Here is a 21,210-nt window from a genome sequence, read left to right as displayed (position 1 = left end):
AGGGATGTCATGCACGGGCCTCCGCCGTCTGTGCCGTCAGTTCCCGGGTCCGGGTGCGGGCCCAGGTCTCCGCTTCGAGGACGTCCGCGACGGTGAGCGAGGTTCCCGTGCGCGGGGTGCCGTGCTCCTCCACCACGCGTGTCACCGTCTCCATGATCCCGTTGAACGGCAGCGCGCCGGCCCGGAAGGCCTCCACGCACTCCTCGTTGGCCGCATTGAACACCGCCGGGGCGGTGCCCGCGAGCCGTCCCACGTGCCGGGCGAGGCCGACCGAGGGGAAGGCGTCGTTGTCGAGCGGGAAGAACTCCCACGTCGAGGCGGTGCTCCAGTCGAAGGCCGGGGCGGCGTCGGGGACGCGCTCGGGCCAGCCGAGACCGATGGCGATGGGCCCGCACATGTCGGGGGGCGTCGCCTGGGCCAGTGTCGATCCGTCCGTGAACTCAACCATCGAGTGGACATACGACTGCGGGTGCACGACGACCTCAATGCGATCGAAGGGAATGTCGTACAGCAGGTGTGCCTCGATGACCTCCAGGCCCTTGTTGACGAGGGTCGCGGAGTTGATGGTGATGACCGGCCCCATGGCCCAGGTGGGGTGGGCGAGGGCGTCCTCGACGGTGACGTGCGCCAGCTGCTCCTTGGTGCGGCCGCGGAAGGGGCCGCCGGACGCCGTGACGACGAGCTTGCGTACGTCCGCCCGGGTGCCGGCCGCCAGGGCCTGGAAGAGGGCGGCGTGCTCGGAGTCGACCGGGATGATCTGCCCGGGCTTGGCGAGGGCCTTGACCAGCGGGCCGCCCACGATGAGCGACTCCTTGTTGGCGAGCGCGAGGGTGCGTCCCGCCTCCAGGGCGGCGAGGGTCGGGGCGAGGCCGATGGAGCCGGTGATGCCGTTGAGGACGGTGTGGCAGTCGGAGGCGGCGACCCGGGCGGCCGCCTCTGCTCCGGCGAGGATCTCGGGGATCGGCTCCCCCGCGCCGTACTGCGCGGTGAGCGCCTCACGCAGCGCCGGTACGACGTCCTCGCGGGCGACAGCCACGGTCCGCACCCGGAGCCGGTGCGCCTGCTCGGCGAGGAGGGCGACCCGTCCGCCGTTGGCGGAGAGCGCGGTGACCCGGAAGCGGTCGGGGTTGCGCAGCACGAGGTCGATGGCCTGGGTGCCGATCGAGCCGGTGGAGCCGAGGATCACCACGTCCTTCGGGCCGTCGCCCGCCACGGGGTCGTGGACGAGATGTGGGTCGGCGAGTGGGGCTGGACTGTCGCTCATCCCTCCATTGTTGCCGTAACGCAGCTCCGGGAGGACAGCACGTCCCTCGGGCGGGTGTCTTGTCTGCTCTCGCCACCGAATGAAACAGATTCCCCGTTGTGAAGCCGAGGTGAAGATCGTGTGATAACACTTCTGTCGTGGCCGGTGCATGACCGGCCGAAGGACGACATCCGGGGGGATTTCTCCATGCTTTCCTTGGTTTCCCTGCGCCTGCGCGCAGCCCTGCCCGCGCTCGCGGGCGCCGCCCTGCTCACGGGCACCCTGCTCAGCTCTCCGGCCCAGGCCGCCGGATCCGTTCACCTCTCCAAGGTGTACTACGACAGCCCCGGGTCCCCGGACAGCGGCTCCAACACGAGCCTCAACGGCGAGTGGGTCAGGATCAAGAACTCGACCTCGTCGACGGTCTCCCTCAAGGGCTGGAAGATCAAGGACGAGACGGGCTACACGTACACCTTCGGCGATGTGCGGATCGGCTCCGGCGCCTCCAAGACGGTGCACACCGGCAAGGGCACCAACACCGGGGCCCACAAGTACTGGGGCCGCTCCTGGTACGTCTGGAACAACACCGGTGACACCGCCAAGCTCTACAAGGCGAACGGCACCAAGGTCGACTCGTGCTCGTGGTCCTCGCGGGGCAGCGGCTACAAGTACTGCTGAACTGGCGCCACCGCCCCGCGGGTCACTCACCTGACGGGCCGGTGCACGTTCTCCTTCTCCGAGGGCCCGGGCGTCGCGTCGGCGATCCACGGGCCCTCGCCCGACGGGTCGACGATGCCCTCCTCCAGCCATTCGTAGGTGCCCGCCATGACGCCCTTGACGACCTTGCGGTCCAGGTCGTCGGTGTTGCTCCACAGGCGGCCGAAGAGTTCCTCGACGCGGAGGCGGGACTGGCGGCAGAAGGCGTCGGCGAGCTGGTAGGACTCGCGGCCGTGGTCGCCCTGGCCGCGCAGGAGTTCGGCACGGACACAGGCCGCGCTCATCGCGAACAGCTCGGCCCCGATGTCGACGATCCGGCCCAGGAAGCCCTGCTTGGTCTCCATCCGGCCCTGCCAGCGGGACATGGCGTAGAAGGTGGAGCGGGCGAGCTTGCGGGCCGTGCGCTCGACGTAGCGCAGATGGCCGGAGAGGTCCACGCCGTGCCTGAACTCGCCGTAGGAGCGCGGGAGTTGTCCCGGACCCGCGACGAGTTTCGGCAGCCACTTGGCGTAGAACATGCCCGCGTTGGCGCCCGCCTTCGCCTTGTCCGACAGGGACTTGTCGGGGTCGATCAGATCACCGGCGACCGACAGATGGGCGTCGACGGCCTCACGCGCGATCAGCAGGTGCATGATCTCGGTGGAGCCCTCGAAGATACGGTTGATCCGCAGGTCGCGCAGCACCTGTTCGGCGGGGACGGCGCGTTCACCGCGGGCGGCGAGGGACTCCGCCGTCTCGAAGCCCCGGCCGCCGCGGATCTGGACGAGCTCGTCGGCGATGCGCCAGCCCATCTCGGAGGCGAAGAGCTTGGCGAGCGCGCCCTCGATGCGGATGTCGTTGCGGTCCTCGTCGGCCATCTGCGAGGACAGGTCCGTCACCGCCTCCAGGGCAAAGGTGGTGGCCGCGATGAACGAGATCTTCGAGCCCACCGCCTCGTGCTGGGCGATCGGCTTGCCCCACTGCTCGCGGGCCGCCGACCACTCACGGGCGATCTTCAGACACCACTTGCCGGCGGCCACACAGGACGCCGGGAGGGAGAGCCGGCCGGTGTTGAGGGTGGTGAGGGCGATCTTCAGCCCCGCGCCCTCGGGGCCGATGCGGTTGGCGGCCGGGACCCGGACCTGGTGGAAGCGGGTGACCCCGTTCTCGATGCCGCGCAGGCCCATGAAGGCGTTGCGGTTCTCGACGGTGACGCCGGGCGAGTTGGTCTCCACGACGAAGGCGGTGATGCCGCCCTTGTGGCCCTCGCTCTTCGGCACCCGGGCCATCACGACCAGCAGGTCGGCGACGACGCCGTTGGTGGTCCACAGCTTCACTCCGTCGAGGACGTAGTCGTCCCCGTCGGGCACGGCCGAGGTGGCGAGGCGTGCCGGGTCGGAACCGACGTCGGGCTCGGTGAGCAGGAAGGCGCTGATGTCGGTGCGCGCGCACCGCGGCAGGTACGCCTCCTTCTGCTCGGGCGTGCCGAACAGCTTCAGCGGCTGCGGCAGGCCGATCGACTGGTGCGCCGACAGCAGGACGCCGATCGCCGGGCTGGCCGAGCCCACCAGGGTCAGCGCCTTGTTGTAGTACACCTGGGTCAGGCCGAGCCCGCCGTACTTGGTGTCGATCTTCATGCCGAGGGCGCCGAGCTCCTTGAGCCCGTTGATGACCTCGTCGGGGATCCTGGCCTCGCGCTCGATCAGGGCCGCGTCCACCTTCGTCTCGCAGAAGTCGCGGAGCTTGGCGAGAAACTCCTCGCCGCGCTGCACGGCCTCGGTGGCGGGGGTGGGGTGCGGGTGGACCAGGTCGAGCCGGAAGCGGCCGAGGAACAGTTCCTTGGCGAAGCTGGGCTTGCGCCAGTCCTGTTCCCGGGCCGCCTCCGCCACCTGGCGGGCCTCACGCTCAGTGACGTTGGGTCGGGAAGAGGGGGTGGGTGGAGCGGACATGAGGCTCACCTCGCCGCGAATCGGGATCTTGGACCGTATTGGTTACCGACGGGTGCTACTCGATCGTATGTACCCGATCCCAGGCCTGGCCACCACCCCTCGCGTCGTCGTTCAGCCGATGTCCACCGGGTACGCCCAGGTGTCCGGACGGCCGGAACCCTTGAAAACCTCGGGCCGGACTCGATGCCGGAGACGTACTTGTCGTTGCTGAGCAGTTTGCGCCTAACGAGTGCCTGGGGCTCAGCTCTCGCAAACCGACGTGAGAGAGCGCGCGAGCGCGACCGTGTGCAGCGGATCCGGGTGGGTGTCGCGGTGGACCTGGAGCACGGCGAGGGCGAGCTCCGGCCGGCAGGACGGCGCGGCGCGCTGCGGTGTGGAGACGGCCAGGGCCTGGACGAGCTCGGTGTTGATGCGGTTGATCTTCTGCCGGACGACGTTCAGGTCCGGCTTGGTGGTCGGCGCCTGCTCCGGATGGACGGTCCACCACCGGTGCAACCCACGCTGGACGATCTTGTTCGCCTCGATCTGGTCACGGAAGATCCGCCGCGCCTCGTCCGGATCGGCGCCGATCTGCTCCGCCTGGGCGGCCACGGAGTCGAGAACCTGCTGCTCCCGGGCGGGGTCGTCGATGGGGCTGTCGGTGCCCCACTTCGCGGCAGCGACCAGGTCGGCGGTGGCGAGGCGTTCGGCGGAGAGGATGGCGACGGGGCGCAGTGACGAGGGCGCGGCGGCGGCGGCCGCAGGGCCCGGCGCGGCGAGCAGGGCAGCCGCGGTCAGGGCGGCCGCGGCCAGGACATGACGGTGGGAGGTGGCATGACGCATGGACGTCATGAAACCCGATGCGGCGCGGCGGGCGCGGAGCCGTCCCGGTGAATGACCGGAACGGCTCCCTGTGGCTCAACTGCTACTGACCGTCAGCTCGTTGGTCCGGAAGTCCAGGCCGCCCGAGGACGGAAGGCATCCGTGCCGGGCCCCTTCTTGGACGACCTGATTCGGCTAGAGGGCGAGCCCGGTGAGGACCAGCACGCGCTCGTAGGTGTAGTCGTCCATCGCGAACTTCACGCCCTCGCGGCCCACGCCGGACTGCTTGGCACCGCCGTACGGCATCTGGTCGGCACGGTAGGAGGGCACGTCGCCGATGATCACGCCACCGACCTCCAGGGCGCGGTGCGCGCGGAAGGCGACCTGGACGTCGTGGGTGAACACGCCCGCCTGGAGGCCGTACTTGGAGTCGTTGACGGCCGCGAAGGCCTCGGCCTCGCCGTCCACCTTCTGCACGGTGAGGACCGGCCCGAAGGCCTCCTCGCAGGAGAGGGTGGCGGTCGCCGGTACGTCGGTCAGGACGGTCGGCGCGTACGAGGCGCCGTCCCGCTTGCCACCGGTCAGGAGGCCGGCACCCGCCTCGACCGCTTCCTGCACCCACGCCTCGACGCGCTTGGCGGCGTCCTCGCTGACCAGCGGGCCGACGTCCGTCGTGTCGTCGGAGGGGTCACCGGTGACCTGGGCCTCGACGGCGGCGACGATGCGCGGCAGCAGGCGGTCGTACACGGAGGCGTCGGCGATCACACGCTGCACCGAGATGCAGGACTGGCCGCCCTGGTAGTTGGAGAACGTGGCGATGCGGGTGGCGGCCCAGTCCAGGTCCGTGTCGCTCGCGTAGTCGCCGAGCACGACGGCCGCGCCGTTGCCGCCCAGCTCCAGGGTGCAGTGCTTGCGCGGCACCGAGTCCATGATCGCGTAGCCGACCTTCTCGGAACCCGTGAAGGAGATGACCGGCAGACGCTCGTCCTGGACCAGTGCGGGCATGCGGTCGTTGGGGACCGGGAGGATGCTCCAGGAGCCGGCCGGGAGGTCCGTCTCGGCGAGGAGGTCGCCGATGACCAGGCCGGCGAGCGGGGTGGCGGGCGCCGGCTTCAGGATGATCGGCGCGCCCGCGGCGATGGCCGGGGCGATCTTGTGCGCGCACAGGTTGAGCGGGAAGTTGAAGGGCGCGATACCGAGGACGACACCCTTCGGGAAGCGACGGGTGAGCGCGAGGCGCCCCTGACCGCCGAGGTCGGTGTCGAGGCGCTGGGCCTCGCCGCCGTTGAAGCGGCGGGCCTCCTCGGCGGCGAACCGGAACACGGAGACGGCGCGGCCGACCTCGCCGCGGGCCCACTTGACCGGCTTGCCGTTCTCGGCGGAGATGAGCTGCGCGATCTCCTCGGTGCGCTCGGCCAGGCGCCTGCTGACGTGGTCGAGGGCGGCGGCACGTACATGGGCCGGGGTGGCCGCGAAGTCCTCGCGGACGGCGTACGCGGCGGCGACGGCCTCCTCGATCTGGGCGTCGGTCGGCACGGCGGCCCGGCCTACGAGACGGCCGTCCCAGGGGGAGGCGACGTCGAAGGTGTCCTCGCCGGTGGCCTGGCGGCCGGCGAGCCAGAAGGCGTGGGTGGAAGTCATGTGGGAATCCGGCCCTTCCGCGTCGGGGTACGCATTGCTGTCTGGGTCCACGGTAGGGGCGGGCTGGCGGAGGGGTGCTTGTCCGAGTCGTAGTGGTGTGGGGTGGGGAGTGTGCCGAATTGGCGGGGTGGGGTGGGGGTCTGGGGGGTCTCGGGGTCTGGGGGGCGAAGCCCCCGGCAGGGTCCGCCTCTCGGCCGACCGAGATGGGTGGTGAGTGGGCATAGGCCTGGGGGCCCGGGGGTCTGGGGCGGAGCCCCCGGTCCCCTATCCCGCCGTCATTCCGCCGTCGTCGCCTTCAAAGCCAGCCACAGTTCCATCCGGACGTCCGGGTCGTCCAGAGAGCGTCCGAGGATCTCCTCGACCCTGCGCATTCGGTAGCGCAGCGTATGGCGGTGGACGCCGAGATCCGCCGCCGCCGCGTCCCACTGGCCGTGGCGGGACAACCAGGCCCGCAGCGAGGCCACCAGGTCGCCGCGGCCGGTCGCGTCGTGCTCGTACAGCGCCCGCAGCAGCCCGTCCGCGAACGCCTTCACCGCGTCGTCCGCGAGCAGCGGCAGCACGGAGCCGGCCGCGAGCCGCTCGTGCTCGACGAGCACCCGCCCCCGCCGCCGAGCGACGGACAGCGCCTGGTCGGCCTGCTTGTACGCGGCCGCGGCGGCGATCGGGCCGGCCGGTGCGGACAGGCCCACGACGATCTCGTCCTCGTCCCCCGCCGGTTCGCGCACCGTCAGGGGCGCCCGCGCCGCCTCCAGCGCCGCCGCGTACTCCCCGCAGGCGGCGACCGCGGCGCCCCCGTCCGCGGCCAGCACCACGAGCCGCTCCCCCTCGCCCTCGGGCACCACCAGCAGCGCCTCCCCGGCGCGGGCGGCGGCGGACTCGACGACCTCGGCGAGAGCGCCGAGCGCGTCGCCGCCGGACTCGGCCTCGCTCACGGCCGGCGCGGCGGACGCGGAGGCGGGCGCCGAGGCCGGCTCCGCGACGATCACCCGGAAGGGAGCGTCCAGCAGACCCCCGTACAGGTCCCCGGCCACGGCCCGCGCATGGTCCGGCTCCCCGGCGAGCAGCATGCGCAGCACTGCCGCGCCGATCCGCTGCTCGGCCGCGTGCAGGGAGCGTGAGCGTTCCGTCGTCAGCGTCAGCAGGGCGATGGCCGAGTGGACGGCGTACCGCTCGGCGGTGCCTAGGGCCGCGGCCGTGCCCACGGCCAGCGCGGCCCGGGGCCGCCGCCCCGTGCCGAGGGAGTGCAGCTCGACCCGGTCCGCGGTGTCGGGGTCGTCGGGCCCGCCCACCACCGAGGAGGCGGGCGCGGGCCGCTCCCGCAGCCGCTCCACGTCGGCGGTGAGCCGGGCGGCCCGCCGCCCCGCCCACTCCGGTGCCGTGGCGACCACGGTGCCGGACGCGTCGTAGAGGGCGGCCCAGCCGTCGACCTGGGAGGCGAGGGCGGCGAGGAGTCCCTCGGGACCGTCCGTCAGCGCCTGCCTGGTCAGCTCGCGCTGGGCGGCGAAACCGGCCGTGACGGCGCGGTACTGGTCGGCCGCGATCTCCGCGGACACCGCCTTGCTGATGGCGAGGAAGGGCGTGCGGCGCGGCACTTCGAGGAGCGGCAGCCCTTCCTGCTCCGCCGCGTCGACGAGCGCCTTCGGAATCTCCTCGTAGTTGACCCCGACAGCGAAGCCGAGCCCCACGACCCCGGCTCCGACCAGCCGCTTCACATAGCGCCGCATCGTGTCCGGGTCCTCGGCGTCCAGCTTGAGCGCGGTGATCAGCAGCAGTTCCCCGCCCTCCATGTACGGCACGGGGTCGGCGAGTTCACTGGCGTGCGCCCAGCGGACGGGCACGTCCAGGCGGTCCTCGCCCGCCCGCACGGTCAGCTTCAGCGTGGAGTGGTGAACGAGCGACGCGAGCGTGGGGGGCATGAGGCCTTCAGGTCTGCATCGGGTCTGCTTCGGGCTGTGCGATCTTTGTGATCTTTTGGCCGGGTTGTATGAACGGCTTGTGCCGATTCTGCCTCACCGTACGGTCGACCGGTGACCTCATGCCCATAGATCCTGCTCAGCCGCGCAGATCCACCAGAAGCGGCGGCGCGTGCTCCCCCTTCACCGTGGTCAGCGACAGCACCGCGTGCCCCGGCGGCACCGCATGCGCCAGCTCGGACGCGGACCACCGCTCCCGCTCGACCTGCCGCACGGTCACCGCCCGCGCGGTCGGCGCCTTCCCGGTGATCACCCGCCGCACCATGTGCAGCGCTTTTCCGGCCGGGGTCTCTGCGATGATCTGCCGGTCGGTGACGTCCCGTGCCTCGATCCACTCCTTGCCCCACACCTCGGCGAAGTCCTGACCGTCCCACGGTGTGAGCCCGGACAGCGCCATCCGGCATCCGGTGGCCCCGAGCAGTGGCCCGCGCAGCGGACGCGGTACGTCGTCCAGGGTGCGCAGGGTCAGCACGACCCCGGCGTTGCCGGACCGCAGCCGCTGGATCCCCCGTACGGCCTCGGGCGTCACGACTCCCGTGGCGTCGTCGAGGACCAGGCAGGCGAACAGCGACCGGTCCTCCCGCACCGCGACGCTCGCCGTGAACTGCGCGAGCACCAGCCGCGCCAGCATCCGCGAGGCGTCGGCGTGCCCGCGTTCGGGCAGATCGATGCGCACCCGCACGGGGTGGTCGAGCGCCTTGAGCGAGAAGGGCCGGGACTGCCCCGAGGTGTCGAAGAACCCGGCGAAGGCGGGCCGGTCGAGCAGCGCGACACGATCCGCGAGCACGCCGCCCACATCCCCCGGATGTCCCATCTGCCGCTCCCGCGCGTCCAGTTCCCGCAGCAGCGACTCCTGCCCTGAGCCCTCCAGCGCCTGCCGCAGCGCGGTGAGCGCCCCGGGCGCGCCGTCGAGCAGCTGCCGCAGCTCGGGTACGGACGGGAAGCGCCCGTGCACTGCCTTGAACGGCCCGAGGAGCTGGGCCAGGACGCTGGTGGACCGGCGGGTGTCGCCGCCCTGGTGCGGTTCGGCGAGGTCCCCGACGAGCGCCTCGGCGAGCACGGCCGCCGCCTCGTCGGGGTCGGTGGTCCCGCCGTACAGGTCGAGGTCGTAGACGGATTCCTGGTTGCCGATCCGTACGACGACGTCGTAGGCGTCGGCCGGGCCGAGCCCCGCGCCCGCCGCGCCGACCACGACGACCGCTGCCCGCCCGGCGAGCGCGTGCAGGCACAGCGACTCGGCAAGCGGCCGCACCACGGTGCCGGTCTTGCCGGAGCCGGCCGGTCCGACGGCGAGCAGCGAGGTGCCGAGCAGATCGGGTCCGAGACCGAGGCCGGCGCCACGGTAGGCGTACGGGTTGCGGGCGTCGTCGGCGGTGGTGCCGAGGCGCACCTGGCCGGTCACCAGGTCGTGCCGGGCGAGCCGGGCCGGCAGATCGCGCTCCCCGGAGGGGTGCAGACAGGCGGCGGAGCCCTCCTTGAGCACCGAGCCGGTGAAGGCGGCGAGGCTGTGCCGGCCACTGCGCACGCCCTGCCAGGCGCGGACGATCCGGGCGTGGTCGACGTCTCGCATCAGCCCGGCACGGGCCTCGCCGGCCAGCCGTGCGGCAGCGTCGGCGGCACCGGCGGCGCGCAGCTCGGGCCACTCGGCAGGGTCGTGTTCCGGCGTCGGGGGCCGCTCGGGGGCGGGTACGGTCCGGCGCCAGGCGGGCGGGCCCCAGCGGCGCCAGACCTCGCTCCAGCGGCCGAGGCGGCCGACGACGAGCATGATGCCCAGGGCGATCAGCGTGTAGTAGCCGTACCAGAGGACCGCGTTGCCGACGCGGTCGTTGTTGTGGAGCCAGGAGTCCGGCGTGAAGAGTTCGAGGGGCAGGACCCACCAGCCGCCGAGGTAGCCGTTCCACAGCAGCGACCAGACCAGCCAGCCCACGAGGAAGGCGATCACCGCCCCGCTGAGCAGCTGCCGCGCCGGGATCAGCTCGGGCTCCTCCTGCGGCCGGGGTGTGTGCCCGAGCCGCCACACGCCCGGCGCCGCGTCCGGCCGGGGGGTGCGCAGCCAGGTCAGGAACGCCGAACCGTCCGGAGGCGGCGGCATGCCCGGGGCACGAGCCGGCCGTGGTGGCGCGGCAGGCACCTCTGGAGGCCCTGCCGGGCGCGGCACCGGGTTCGCGTGCGTGCCCCGCGCCTCCTGCGTCCCGTCGCTGTCCATCGCCCTTGCCCCCTGACCAGCCGTTCCGTCCACCATCAGCGGTCAATCTAACGCCCCCGCAAGGGGAGTTCACCGTTACGCGGCCGGGCCCGGGGTGACCGGGCCGTACTCCTCTATGTCCAAGGCGGACAACCGGGCACGCCGAAAACGCCCACATGGAGCATGCCCACCCCTCCTTCCCCGTCCTAGCCTGCGAGAAAAGAAGAGATGTGTCCGCAAGACCCCCAGGAGCCCCTCATGACCGCACTTCCGCAGGAGCGCCGCGTCGTCACCGCCATCCCCGGCCCGAAGTCGCAGGAGCTGCAGGCCCGCCGTGTCGCCGCGGTGGCGCAGGGCGTGGGCTCCGTGCTGCCCGTGTTCACCGCGCGCGCGGGCGGCGGCATCATCGAGGACGTCGACGGCAACCGTCTCATCGACTTCGGTTCCGGTATCGCGGTCACCTCGGTGGGCGCGTCCGCCGAGGCCGTCGTACGCCGGGCCTCGGCGCAGCTCGCCGACTTCACCCACACCTGTTTCATGGTCACGCCGTACGAGGGGTACGTGGAGGTCGCCGAGGCGCTCGCCGAGCTGACCCCGGGCGACCACGCCAAGAAGAGCGCGCTGTTCAACTCGGGCGCCGAGGCGGTCGAGAACGCGGTCAAGATCGCCCGCGCCCACACCAAGCGCCAGGCGGTCGTCGTCTTCGACCACGGCTACCACGGCCGTACCAACCTCACGATGGCGCTGACCGCGAAGAACATGCCGTACAAGCACGGCTTCGGCCCGTTCGCGCCCGAGGTCTACCGGGTGCCGGTGGCCTACGGCTACCGCTGGCCGACCGGCCCGGAGAACGCGGGCCCCGAGGCCGCCGCGCAGGCCATCGATCAGATCACCAAGCAGGTCGGCCCGGACAACGTGGCCGCGATCATCATCGAGCCGGTGCTCGGTGAGGGCGGCTTCATCGAGCCGGCCAAGGGCTTCCTGCCGGCGATCCGCCAGTTCGCCGCGGACAACGGCATCGTGTTCGTCGCGGACGAGATCCAGTCCGGCTTCTGCCGTACGGGCCAGTGGTTCGCCTGCGAGGACGAGGGCATCGTCCCCGACCTGATCACCACCGCGAAGGGCATCGCCGGCGGTCTCCCGCTCGCTGCCGTCACCGGCCGCGCCGAGATCATGGACGCCGCGCACGCCGGCGGCCTGGGCGGTACCTACGGCGGCAACCCGGTCGCCTGCGCCGGTGCGCTCGGCTCGATCGAGACGATGAAGGAGCTCGACCTCAACGCCAGGGCGAAGACCATCGAGTCGGTCATGAAGGCCCGCCTCACCGCAATGGCCGAGAAGTTCGACATCATCGGTGACGTCCGGGGCCGGGGCGCGATGATCGCCATCGAGCTGGTCAAGGACCGCGCCACCAAGGAGCCGAACCCGGAGGCGACGGCCGCGCTGGCGAAGGCCTGCCACCAGGAGGGCCTGCTGGTCCTCACCTGTGGCACCTACGGCAACGTGCTCCGCTTCCTGCCGCCGCTGGTGATCGGCGAGGCCCTGCTGAACGAGGGTCTCGACATCATCGAGCAGGCGTTCACCCGCATCTGAGCGAGTGGCCCGCACGTCTGAAAGGGCCTAGCGTCGGAGGGTGTGAAGAACGTGTGCGAGGTGCATGGCGGGACGGGAATTGGCCTGTCTCACCCTCATCCCCTGTCGTAGGTTTTCTTCCAGATGAGAGATACACCCCGCTCACAGGGCACTGTGGGCGACAACAGGCCGGGGCCTCCCCAGCTACGGTCTGGTCGTGCCCTCGCGCACACAAACGGGGCTTCTGGCTCCGGATCTCCTCACCGATCGGACAGTCGCCCGCCCCAAACCCCCCGGGGCGGCCGGCCATCCGATCAGGACGGCCGCCTCGGAACTACCCCCCCCTGTTCCGGGGCGGCCGACCTCCTTCCTCCTCTTCCTCCTTCTCGGCCTCCCGGCCTCCCTCTTCGCGGTGATCACCTGGCAGGTCGTCGCCGACGGTGCCCTCATACGGGCGGACAAGCGCCTCAGCCGCGCTCTGGTCCACCCGGACCACGCCTCCGAACTCCTCGCCGATCTCGGCAGTGTCCAGGTCGCGGTGCCGGTCCTCGCGGTCGTGCTGGTGTACGTCGCCTGGCGGGCCCGCCGCGCCGGCAGGGACCGCTGGTGGCTGCCGGCGGTCGCGGCGGCCGTTCTCATGGCCCTTCTCCCGGCGCTGATCGTTCCGCTCAAGGAACTGACCGACCGTCCGGGCCCGCCGGTCAACCCTCCCAGCAACACCGGCTTCTATCCCTCCGGCCACACCGCGACCGCCGCCGTCGCCTATGGCTCCGCGGCGTTGCTCCTCCTTCCCTGGCTGTGTGGCGCGTACACCCGTCTCGTGCTTCTCGCCGCCTGCGTCGCCGTCAACACGGCTGTCGGCTTCGGTTTGGTGCGGCGCGGCTACCACTGGCCCCTGGACGTGCTGGCCAGTTGGTGCCTCGGTGCGGTGCTGCTGACGGGGCTCGCGATCGCCCTCAGCCGAAGTAGCCGTCGAACGTCCGCTGGAACTCCCAGCCCCCGTAACGGTCCCAGTTGACCGACCACGTCATCAGACCGCGCAGGGCGGGCCAGATGCCATGGGTGGCGTACGAGCCGCAGTTCGTCTTCTTCGTCAGACAGTCCAGGGTCTTGGTGACCTCGGACGGGCTGACGTAGCCGTTGCCCGCGTTGGTGGAGGCCGGCATGCCGATCGCCACCTGGTCGGGGCGCAGCGGCGGGAAGACGTTGTTCGCGTCGCCCGCGACCGGGAAGCCGGTCAGCAGCATGTCGGTCATCGCGATGTGGAAATCGGCACCGCCCATCGAGTGGTACTGGTTGTCGAGGCCCATGATGGGACCCGAGTTGTAGTCCTGGACGTGCAGCAGCGTGAGGTCGTCGCGCATCGCGTGGATGACAGGCAGATACGCTCCCGCGCGCGGGTCCTGGCCGCCCCACTTGCCGGTGCCGTAGTACTGGTACCCGAGCTGGACGAAGAAGGTCTCCGGCGCCATCGTGAGCACGAACTTCGAGCCGTACTTGGCCTTCAGGGTCTTCAGGGCCGAGATCAGGTTGACGATCACCGGCGTCTTCGGGTTCTTGAAGTCCGTGTCGTCGGCGTTCAGGGAGAGCGAGTGGCCCTCGAAGTCGATGTCCAGTCCGTCGAGGCCGTACTGGTCGATGATCTTCGAGACGGAGGAGACGAAGGTGTCGCGGGCCGCCGTCGTGGCCAGCTGCACCTGCCCGTTCTGGCCGCCGATGGAGATCAGCACCTTCTTGCCGGCCGCCTGCTTCGCCCTGATCGCCGCCTTGAAGTCGGCGTCGCTCTCGACGTTCGCGCACTCGGTGACCGGGCAGCGGTTGAAGCGGATGTCGCCGGAGGTCACCGACGTCGGCTCGCCGAAGGCCAGGTCGATGACGTCCCAGCTGTCGGGAACGTCGGCGAGGCGCGTATAGCCGGAGCCGTTGGCGAAACTCGCGTGGAGGTAGCCGACGAGGGCGTGGGCGGGCAGGTCGGCCGAGCCGCCGGAGCCCGCCGAGGTGGTCGCGGTCACCGTGGCGGACTTCGCGGACTCGCCGGCGTCGTTCAGGGCGGTGGCCTGGAAGGCGTACGCCGTCGACGGCGCGAGTCCGGTGACGGTCGCCGACGTCCCGCTCACCGTCTGGACCTTGGCGCCGTCGCGGTAGACGGCGTAGCGCGTCGCTCCGGCGACCGCCGACCAGGACAGGTCGACGCTGGACGAGGTGACGGTGCCGGCCTTGAGGCCGGTCGGGGCCGCGGGCGGCTGACCCGCGTCCACGCCGGGGCCGGTCAGCGAGATGTCGTCTGCGTAGTAGGCGCCGGTGCCGTACCAGCCGTGGGTGTAGATCGTGACCCTGGTGGTGGACGGGCCGGTGCGGAAGGTGGTCGTCAGCTGCTGCCAGGCCGGGGCGGACTGGGTCCAGGCGGACACGTCGGTGGTGCCGGTGCCGCTCGCGCCGAGATAGACGTAGGAGCCGCGGACGTAGCCGGACAGCGTGTACTGGGAGTCCGGCTTCACGGTCACCGTCTGGGCGCACCGGGCGTTGTCGCTGCCGGCCGGGGTCGCCTGGAGCGCCGAACTTCCACTCCGCACCGGTGAAGCGACGGTGACTCCGGCCGAGCAGGTCCAGCCGTCGAGGCCCGCCTCGAAGCCGCCGTTGCGGGCCAGGTCGGCGTCGGCCGCGCGGGCGGCCGACGAGAGCGCGGTGATGCCGGATGCGGCCAGCAGCGTGGCCGTGAGCGCGGCGAGAACGGATCTGGTGCGATCCACAAGTGCCTCCGGGAGTGGGGGAATTGGAGGGTGGAGCCCGCTCAATTTGGTCCAGACCAATTAGGTTGTCAAGGGCCTCGGGAGACATTCGGAGACATTCGGAGACGTCCTGAGACGTCCGGAGACGTCAGAGTCCGTTGGTCACCAACTGCTGCCATCCGTCGCCAGATCCGCCGCCGCCTCGTGCATGGCGAGTTCGAGGAGAGCCGGATCGGTGAGGGTGCCCGAGCCGTCCGGCGGGACCAGCCAGCGGATGCCACCGCACGAACGCCCCGGGTACGGCACGACGATCCAGGTGCCGGGGCCCGCCGTACGGATGCCGGTGCCGAGCCAGTGGGCCGCCGTGCCCGGCGGCACGAAGAAGCCCGTCCGCGCGTCGCCGAAGTCGACCAGCACCGGGCCGGGCCGGTCGAGGACGCGGGTGAGGACGTCGAGCGTGGGGTACCCGAGCCGACCGGGCAGGATCAGCACGTCCCAGGCCTTGCCGGCGGGCAGCAGCGAGATCCCGCGGGGGTTGCGCTCCCACTCACGGCGGCAGCTCTCCGGGTCCGCTGCCACCGATGCCAGCCACTCGACCGCCCTTTTCGCCCCAGTCATGATGAGCCCCCCTGCTTCGTCGTGAACGCGTGTCGCGTCACGGGAGAGGGAGGTCTCCTGCCAGGCATTACGCGTGTTCCGGCACCCCGTTGGAGTGAACCGGAACACGCTCAGCTGTCGAAGCCGAGCCCCAGCTTGTCCATCGTCCGCAGCCACAGGTTGCGGCGGCCGCCGTGCGTGTCGGCGCGGGCCAGCGACCACTTGGTGAGGGCGATGCCGGTCCATGCGAAGGGCTCCGGCGGGAAGGGCAGCGGCTTCTTGCGGACCATCTCCAGCTCGGTGCGCTCCGTGCGCTTCCCCGCCAGCAGATCCAGCATCACATCGGCGCCGAACCGGGTCGCGCCCACGCCGAGACCCGTGTAGCCGGCCGCGTACGCGACCATGCCGTGGTGCGCGGTGCCGAAGAACGCCGAGAAGCGCGAGCAGGTGTCGATCGCACCGCCCCAGGCGTGGGTGAAGCGGACGCCCTCCAACTGCGGGAAGCAGGTGAAGAAGTGTCCGGCGAGCTTGGCGTACGTCTCCGGGCGGTCGTCGTACTCGGCGCGCACCCGGCCGCCGTACGGATAGATGGCGTCGTAGCCGCCCCACAGGATCCGGTTGTCGGCGGACAGCCGGAAGTAGTGGAACTGGTTCGCCGAGTCCCCGAGTCCCTGGCGGTTCCGCCAGCCGACGGACGCCAGTTGGCCGGCGGTCAGCGGCTCGGTCATCAGCGCGTAGTCGTAGACCGGGACCGTGTAGGCGCGGACCCGCTTGACCAGGTTCGGGAAGATGTTCGTGCCGAGCGCCACCCGGCGTGCGCGGACCTGGCCGTACGGGGTGCGTACGGCCATCCCGGCACCGTACGGCTTCAGGCTGAGGGCGGGCGTGTGCTCGTAGATGCGGACGCCGAGGCCGAGGCAGGCGCGCTTGAGGCCCCAGGCGAGTTTGGCGGGGTGCAGCATGGCCACGCCCCGGCGGTCGTACAGCCCGGCCAGGAATGTCGGTGAGTCGACCTGCTCCCGGACCGCCTCCCGGTCCAGGAACTCGGTGCCGTCGGCGAGGCCCTGGCGCTCCATCTCGGCGTACCAGTCGCGCAGTTCCCCGGCCTGATGGGGTTCGGTGGCGACGTCGATCTCGCCGGTGCGCTCGAAGTCGCAGTCCAGGGAGTGCCGGGCGACCGCCTTCTCGATCTCGTCGAGATTGCGCGCGCCCAGTTCCTCCAGCTTGCGGATCTCGTCCGGCCACCGGGTCAGGCCGTTGGGCAGGCCGTGGGTGAGGGAGGCGGCGCAGAAGCCGCCGTTGCGGCCCGAGGCGGCCCAGCCCGCCTCGCGGCCTTCGAGCAGCACCACGTCCCGCTGCGGATCGCGCTCCTTGGCGTTGAGTGCGGTCCACAGTCCGCTGTAGCCGCCGCCGACGACCAGCAGGTCACAGGTCTCGGCGCCGGTGAGCGCGGGCTCGGGGTGGGGCTTGCCGGGGTCTTCCAGCCAGTACGGGACCGGCCGGGCTTCGGAAAGAGACGTTGTCCAACGGTTCATGGCGCTTGGGGCCATGATTTCAACTCCCCACAGGATGCTTGCGGTTATGCCTTCTGCCGGTTACGGCGATTGCTGACGACCATCGAGGCCAGGACGAGCAGAACGGCGACGAGGAACATGGCCGTACCGATGACATTGATCTGAACGGGCGTACCGCGCTGCGCCGATCCCCACACGAACATGGGGAAGGTGACCGTCGAGCCCGCGTTGAAGTTGGTGATGATGAAATCGTCGAAGGAGAGCGCGAAGGCGAGCAACGCACCCGCGGCGATTCCCGGTGCCGCGATGGGCAGGGTGACCCGGAGGAAGGTCTGGAGCGGTCCGGCGTACAGGTCCTGAGCGGCCTGTTCCAGCCTCGGGTCCATCGACATGACGCGCGCCTTCACGGCCGTCACGACGAAGCTGAGGCAGAACATGATGTGGGCGATGAGGATCGTCCAGAAGCCGAGCTGAGCGCCCATGTTGAGGAACAAGGTGAGCAGCGAGGCCGCCATCACGACCTCGGGCATCGCCATCGGCATGAAGATCAGCGAGTTCACGGCGCCCCGCGCGCGGAAGCGGTAGCGGACCAGCGCGAAGGCGATCATCGTGCCGAGGAGGGTGGCGCCGACCGTCGCCCAGAGGGCGATCTGAAGGCTGACCGACAGCGAGCCGCACATGTCGGCGACGCCACACGGGTCCTGCCAGGCGGCCGTGGAGAACTGCTGCCATTCGTAGTTGAAGCGCCCCTTCGGCTGATTGAAGGAGAACACCGTCACCACGACGTTCGGCAGGAGCAGATATCCGAGTGTCACCAGTCCCGCGATGACGACGAGATTGCGCTTGAGCCAGTTGACGAAGGCCATTTAAACCAGATCCTCCGTGCCGGACTTGCGGATGTAGAGCGTGACCATAATGAGGATCGCGGCCATCAGGATGAACGAGAGCGCCGCGGCCGTCGGGTAGTCCAGAATGCGCAGGAACTGCGTCTGGATGACGTTGCCGACCATGCGGGTGTCCGTGGAGCCGAGCAGGTCCGCGTTGACGTAGTCGCCGGCCGCCGGGATGAAGGTCAGCAGCGTGCCGGAGACCACGCCCGGCATCGACAGCGGGAAGGTGACCCTGCGGAACGTCGTGACCGGCTTGGCGTACAGGTCGCCCGCCGCCTCGTGGAGCCGTACGTCGATGCGCTCCAGCGAGGTGTAGAGCGGCAGGACCATGAACGGCAGGAAGTTGTACGTCAGACCGCACACCACCGCGAGCGGTGTGGCGAGGACACGGTCGCCGGAGGTCATGCCGAGCCAGCTGGTGACGTCCAGGACGTGCAGCGTGTTGAGGGCGCCGACGACCGGGCCGCCGTCCGCGAGGATCGTCTTCCAGGCGAGCGTGCGGATCAGGAAGCTGGTGAAGAACGGTGCGATCACCAGGATCATGATCAGGTTGCGCCAGCGGCCGGCGCGGAACGCGATCAGATACGCGAGCGGATAGCCGAGGATCAGACACAGCACGGTCGCCGAGCCCGCGTAGAGCACCGAGCGCAGGAACTGCGGGTAGTACTCGGACAACGCGTCCCAGTAGGTGCTGAGGTGCCAGGTGACCTTGTAGCCCTCCTCCAGGGAGCCCGTCTGCACGGACGTGGAGGCCTGGTAGATCATCGGCAGCGCGAAGAAGATCAGCAGCCACAGGATGCCGGGCAGCAGCAGCCAGTACGGCACCAGCCGGCCGCGTTTGCGCGGCGGCGTCTCCTCGGGAGCGGTCGGGGTCAGAGGCGGTGGCGCCTCGGTGAGGGTCGCCATCACACCGCCGCCTGTTCGTCGATGCCGGCGGAGTCCACTGTCCCAGCAAGCAGGGACTGGGCCGCGTCCAGCCCGAAGGTGTGCGCCGGGTTCCAGTGCAGGACGACCTCGGCGCCGGGCACGAGCCGGGCGTCGCGGTCGATGTTCTGGGCGTAGACCTCGAACTCGGGACAGACGGGGCTGTCGATGACGTACTGCGTGGAGACGCCGATGAAGCTGGAGTCGGCGATCCTGCCGGTGATCCGGTTGCGGCCCTCGGGTATCTCACCCGCCTCGTCGGCGTGGGTGAGGGAGATCTTCTCCGGGCGGACGCCCACCAGCACCCTGCCGCCGGTCGTCGTCGGGGCGGAACACCGCGCCTCGGGCAGCACCAGCTTGCCGGCGCCGCCCGCCTTGAGGACGATGTCGCCGTTGGTCTTGGAGTCGACCTCGGCCTCGATCAGGTTCGAGGTGCCGAGGAAGTTGGCGACGAACGTGGTCTGCGGGTTCTCGTAGAGGTCGGTCGGCGAGCCCAGCTGTTCGACACGGCCCGCGTTCATCACGGCGACCGTGTCGGCCATGGTCATGGCCTCCTCCTGGTCGTGCGTGACATGCACGAAGGTGATGCCGACCTCGGTCTGGATGCGCTTGAGCTCCAGCTGCATCTGGCGGCGCAGTTTGAGGTCGAGGGCGCCGAGGGGCTCGTCGAGGAGAAGCACCTTGGGGTGGTTGATCAGCGCGCGGGCCACCGCCACCCGCTGCTGCTGGCCGCCGGAGAGCTGGTGGGGTTTCTTACGGGCCTGCTCGCCGAGCTGCACCAGGTCGAGCATGTCCTCGACCTGCTTCTTCACCGACTTGATGCCGCGCCGGCGCAGACCGAAGGCGACGTTCTCGAAGATGTCGAGGTGCGGGAAGAGGGCGTACGACTGGAATACCGTGTTCACGGGCCGCTTGTACGGCGGCAGATGGGTCACCTCCTGGTCGCCGAGGAAGACGGTGCCGGAGGAGGGTTCCTCCAGGCCCGCGATCATGCGCAGGGTGGTCGTCTTGCCGCAGCCGGACGCTCCGAGCAGCGCGAAGAAGGAGCCCTGCGGCACGGTCAGGTCCAGCGGGTGTACGGCGGTGAAGGAGCCGTAGGTCTTGCTGATTCCGGTGAGGCGGACGTCGCCGCCGTGGTCGGTCTTGTTCGTCACGGTGATCACGCCCCAGTCAGCTTCGCGAACTTCTCTTCAAAGGCCGTCTCTTCCTTCGAGCTCAGTGAGCGGAAGGCGTGCGACTTGGCGGCCATGGCCTTGTCGGGGATGATCAGCGGGTTGTTCGCCGCATCCTTGTCGATCTTCTCCAGTTCGGTCTTCACCCCGTCGACCGGACAGACGTAGTTGATGTACGCGGCGAGCTCGGCGGCCGGCCTCGGCTCGTAGTAGAAGTCGATGAGCCGCTCGGCATTCGTCTTGTGACGGGCCTTGTTGGGGATCAGCATGTTGTCGGTCGACGTCATGTACCCGCTGTCCGGGATCAGGAAGTCGATGTCCGGGCTGTCCGCCTTGAGCTGCACGACGTCACCGGCCCAGGCTATGCAGGCGGCGAAGTCGCCGCTGGTCAGGTCGGAGGTGTAGTCGTTGCCGGTGAACCGGCGGATCTGGCCCTTGTCGACGGCCTTCTGGATCCGGGCGATCGCCGCGTCGTAGTCGTCGGCGGTGAAGTTCGCCGGGTCCTTGCCCATGTCGAGCAGCGTCATGCCCATGCTGTCCCGCATCTCCGACAGGAAGCCGACGCGCCCCTTGAGCTTGGCGTTGTCGAGCAGGTCGGACACCGACTTCACCTCGACACCGTCGAGCGCCTTCTTGTTGTAGGCGATGACCGTGGAGATGCCCTGCCAGACGTACGAGTAGGCGCGGCCCGGGTCCCAGTCGGGGTCACGGAACTGCGCGGACAGGTTGGCGTAGGCGTGCGGCAGGTTGGACGGGTCCAGCTTCTGCACCCAGCCCAGACGGATCAGCCGGGCCGCGAGCCAGTCGGTGAGGACGATGATGTCGCGGCCGGTGTCCTGGCCCGCCGCCAGCTGCGGCTTGATCTTGCCGAAGAACTCGACGTTGTCGTTGATGTCCTCGGTGTACTTGACCTTGATGCCGGTCCGCCGGGTGAACTGGTCGAGCGTGGGGTGGTGCCGCTCGCTCTCGTCGACGTCCATGTACTCGGTCCAGTTGGAGAAGTTGACGCTCTTCTCCTGCGCCGAGCGGTCGTCCGCGGAGACGCCGCCCTCGGTGTTGCCCGCCGCGGGAATGCCGCAGGCGCTCAGGGCGCCCAGTCCGCCGGCCGCAAGCGCGCCGCCTGCGGAGGCGCGCAGCAGCGAACGGCGGGTGAGGGAAGCCCTGCCGTTGCGGAAGCTGCGCCGCATGGCGGCCACTTGGGCCGGGGACAGGCGGTCGGGCTCGTACTGCTCCATGCGCTTGTGCCCTTTCGGGAGGGATGAGGTGGCCGGGATTCTGGCGGTCTGTGCACCGCCGGGCGTAGCTGCCTGAGGCCGATGTCCGG

The 21,210-nt window shown here is 70.4% G+C and carries 16 protein-coding genes; 3 read left to right on the top strand and 13 right to left on the bottom strand.

Annotation, left to right across the window (positions count from 1 at the left end; translation table 11 throughout):
• Positions 1-7 precede the first annotated feature (7 nt).
• Complete coding sequence (dxr, locus tag F7R91_RS30705; protein ID WP_150954184.1) at positions 8-1,264, bottom strand: 1-deoxy-D-xylulose-5-phosphate reductoisomerase; 1,257 nt, start codon at positions 1,262-1,264, stop codon at positions 8-10.
• Positions 1,265-1,450: 186 nt separating this feature from the next.
• Here dxr and F7R91_RS30700 point away from each other — a divergent pair, with 186 nt between their 5' ends.
• Complete coding sequence (locus F7R91_RS30700) at positions 1,451-1,921, top strand: lamin tail domain-containing protein (protein WP_150954181.1); 471 nt, start codon at positions 1,451-1,453, stop codon at positions 1,919-1,921.
• A gap of 26 nt (positions 1,922-1,947) precedes the next feature.
• On the opposite strand, the gene F7R91_RS30695 is transcribed toward F7R91_RS30700, so the two are convergent.
• The 5 genes from F7R91_RS30695 to F7R91_RS30670 form a co-directional block, all read right to left on the bottom strand.
• Positions 1,948-3,888, bottom strand: a complete 1,941-nt coding sequence (locus tag F7R91_RS30695) for an acyl-CoA dehydrogenase family protein (RefSeq protein WP_150954178.1) — start codon at positions 3,886-3,888, stop codon at positions 1,948-1,950.
• A gap of 240 nt (positions 3,889-4,128) precedes the next feature.
• A complete protein-coding gene (locus F7R91_RS30685) occupies positions 4,129-4,710 on the bottom strand; it encodes a chorismate mutase (RefSeq protein ID WP_150954176.1) in 582 nt (193 codons plus the stop codon).
• 174 nt (positions 4,711-4,884) lie between these two features.
• Entirely contained in the window at positions 4,885-6,330 is a 1,446-nt protein-coding gene (locus tag F7R91_RS30680) for an aldehyde dehydrogenase family protein (protein WP_150954173.1), read from the bottom strand.
• 275 nt (positions 6,331-6,605) lie between these two features.
• Positions 6,606-8,246, bottom strand: a complete 1,641-nt coding sequence (locus tag F7R91_RS30675) for a PucR family transcriptional regulator (protein ID WP_150954170.1) — start codon at positions 8,244-8,246, stop codon at positions 6,606-6,608.
• 136 nt (positions 8,247-8,382) lie between these two features.
• Positions 8,383-10,509, bottom strand: a complete 2,127-nt coding sequence (locus tag F7R91_RS30670) for an ATP-binding protein (RefSeq protein WP_150954168.1) — start codon at positions 10,507-10,509, stop codon at positions 8,383-8,385.
• A gap of 237 nt (positions 10,510-10,746) precedes the next feature.
• Between F7R91_RS30670 and gabT the strand changes: the two genes are divergently transcribed.
• Positions 10,747-12,081 (top strand): 4-aminobutyrate--2-oxoglutarate transaminase, encoded by a 1,335-nt coding sequence (gabT, locus tag F7R91_RS30665; protein ID WP_150954165.1) that lies wholly within the window; start codon positions 10,747-10,749, stop codon positions 12,079-12,081.
• 391 nt (positions 12,082-12,472) lie between these two features.
• Positions 12,473-13,078 (top strand): phosphatase PAP2 family protein, encoded by a 606-nt coding sequence (locus F7R91_RS30660; protein WP_150954162.1) that lies wholly within the window; start codon positions 12,473-12,475, stop codon positions 13,076-13,078.
• Here the strand turns inward: F7R91_RS30660 and F7R91_RS30655 are convergent.
• The 7 genes from F7R91_RS30655 to F7R91_RS30625 form a co-directional block, all read right to left on the bottom strand.
• The gene (locus F7R91_RS30655) at positions 13,017-14,810 is read right to left on the bottom strand and encodes a chitinase (RefSeq protein ID WP_191971696.1); all 1,794 of its coding nucleotides are present in this window, start codon (positions 14,808-14,810) and stop codon (positions 13,017-13,019) included. The two genes, F7R91_RS30660 and F7R91_RS30655, sit on opposite strands and share 62 nt — an antisense overlap.
• 141 nt (positions 14,811-14,951) lie before the next feature.
• Complete coding sequence (locus F7R91_RS30650; RefSeq protein WP_150954159.1) at positions 14,952-15,407, bottom strand: hypothetical protein; 456 nt, start codon at positions 15,405-15,407, stop codon at positions 14,952-14,954.
• A 110-nt stretch (positions 15,408-15,517) separates the two neighbouring features.
• The gene (locus F7R91_RS30645) at positions 15,518-16,936 is read right to left on the bottom strand and encodes an NAD(P)/FAD-dependent oxidoreductase (protein ID WP_150954157.1); all 1,419 of its coding nucleotides are present in this window, start codon (positions 16,934-16,936) and stop codon (positions 15,518-15,520) included.
• A 29-nt stretch (positions 16,937-16,965) separates the two neighbouring features.
• Entirely contained in the window at positions 16,966-17,766 is an 801-nt protein-coding gene (locus F7R91_RS30640) for an ABC transporter permease (protein WP_150954154.1), read from the bottom strand.
• Positions 17,767-18,696 carry an ABC transporter permease gene (locus F7R91_RS30635; protein ID WP_150954150.1) on the bottom strand — a complete coding sequence of 310 codons (930 nt, stop codon included), beginning with the start codon at positions 18,694-18,696 and terminating at the stop codon, positions 17,767-17,769. It lies immediately after the preceding gene.
• Positions 18,696-19,877: an ABC transporter ATP-binding protein gene (locus F7R91_RS30630; RefSeq protein WP_150954147.1), complete on the bottom strand. Its 1,182-nt coding sequence runs from the start codon at positions 19,875-19,877 to the stop codon at positions 18,696-18,698. Before F7R91_RS30630 ends, F7R91_RS30635 begins: the two co-directional genes overlap by 1 nt.
• Positions 19,874-21,121, bottom strand: coding sequence for a polyamine ABC transporter substrate-binding protein (locus tag F7R91_RS30625; protein WP_150954144.1), 1,248 nt, complete (start codon positions 21,119-21,121; stop codon positions 19,874-19,876). Before F7R91_RS30625 ends, F7R91_RS30630 begins: the two co-directional genes overlap by 4 nt.
• Between the last annotated feature and the right edge of the window lie 89 nt (positions 21,122-21,210).

Origin of the sequence: Streptomyces luteolifulvus, assembly GCF_008806595.1 — a bacterium.
Classification (GTDB): domain Bacteria; phylum Actinomycetota; class Actinomycetes; order Streptomycetales; family Streptomycetaceae; genus Streptomyces; species Streptomyces luteolifulvus.
The sequence above is the reverse complement of the archived record's forward strand: the minus strand, read 5'-3'. Positions and strand labels throughout refer to the sequence as shown.

Coding starts and splice junctions, on each gene's coding strand:
- F7R91_RS30700 (WP_150954181.1), top strand. CDS start 1,451: ATGCTTTCCTTGGTTTCCCTGCGCCTGCGCGCAGCCCTGCCCGCGCTC.
- F7R91_RS30635 (WP_150954150.1), bottom strand. CDS start 18,696: ATGGCGACCCTCACCGAGGCGCCACCGCCTCTGACCCCGACCGCTCCC.
- F7R91_RS30670 (WP_150954168.1), bottom strand. CDS start 10,509: ATGGACAGCGACGGGACGCAGGAGGCGCGGGGCACGCACGCGAACCCG.
- F7R91_RS30680 (WP_150954173.1), bottom strand. CDS start 6,330: ATGACTTCCACCCACGCCTTCTGGCTCGCCGGCCGCCAGGCCACCGGC.
- F7R91_RS30625 (WP_150954144.1), bottom strand. CDS start 21,121: ATGGAGCAGTACGAGCCCGACCGCCTGTCCCCGGCCCAAGTGGCCGCC.
- F7R91_RS30645 (WP_150954157.1), bottom strand. CDS start 16,936: ATGGCCCCAAGCGCCATGAACCGTTGGACAACGTCTCTTTCCGAAGCC.
- dxr (WP_150954184.1), bottom strand. CDS start 1,264: ATGAGCGACAGTCCAGCCCCACTCGCCGACCCACATCTCGTCCACGAC.
- F7R91_RS30640 (WP_150954154.1), bottom strand. CDS start 17,766: ATGGCCTTCGTCAACTGGCTCAAGCGCAATCTCGTCGTCATCGCGGGA.
- gabT (WP_150954165.1), top strand. CDS start 10,747: ATGACCGCACTTCCGCAGGAGCGCCGCGTCGTCACCGCCATCCCCGGC.
- F7R91_RS30685 (WP_150954176.1), bottom strand. CDS start 4,710: ATGCGTCATGCCACCTCCCACCGTCATGTCCTGGCCGCGGCCGCCCTG.
- F7R91_RS30650 (WP_150954159.1), bottom strand. CDS start 15,407: ATGACTGGGGCGAAAAGGGCGGTCGAGTGGCTGGCATCGGTGGCAGCG.
- F7R91_RS30675 (WP_150954170.1), bottom strand. CDS start 8,246: ATGCCCCCCACGCTCGCGTCGCTCGTTCACCACTCCACGCTGAAGCTG.
- F7R91_RS30695 (WP_150954178.1), bottom strand. CDS start 3,888: ATGTCCGCTCCACCCACCCCCTCTTCCCGACCCAACGTCACTGAGCGT.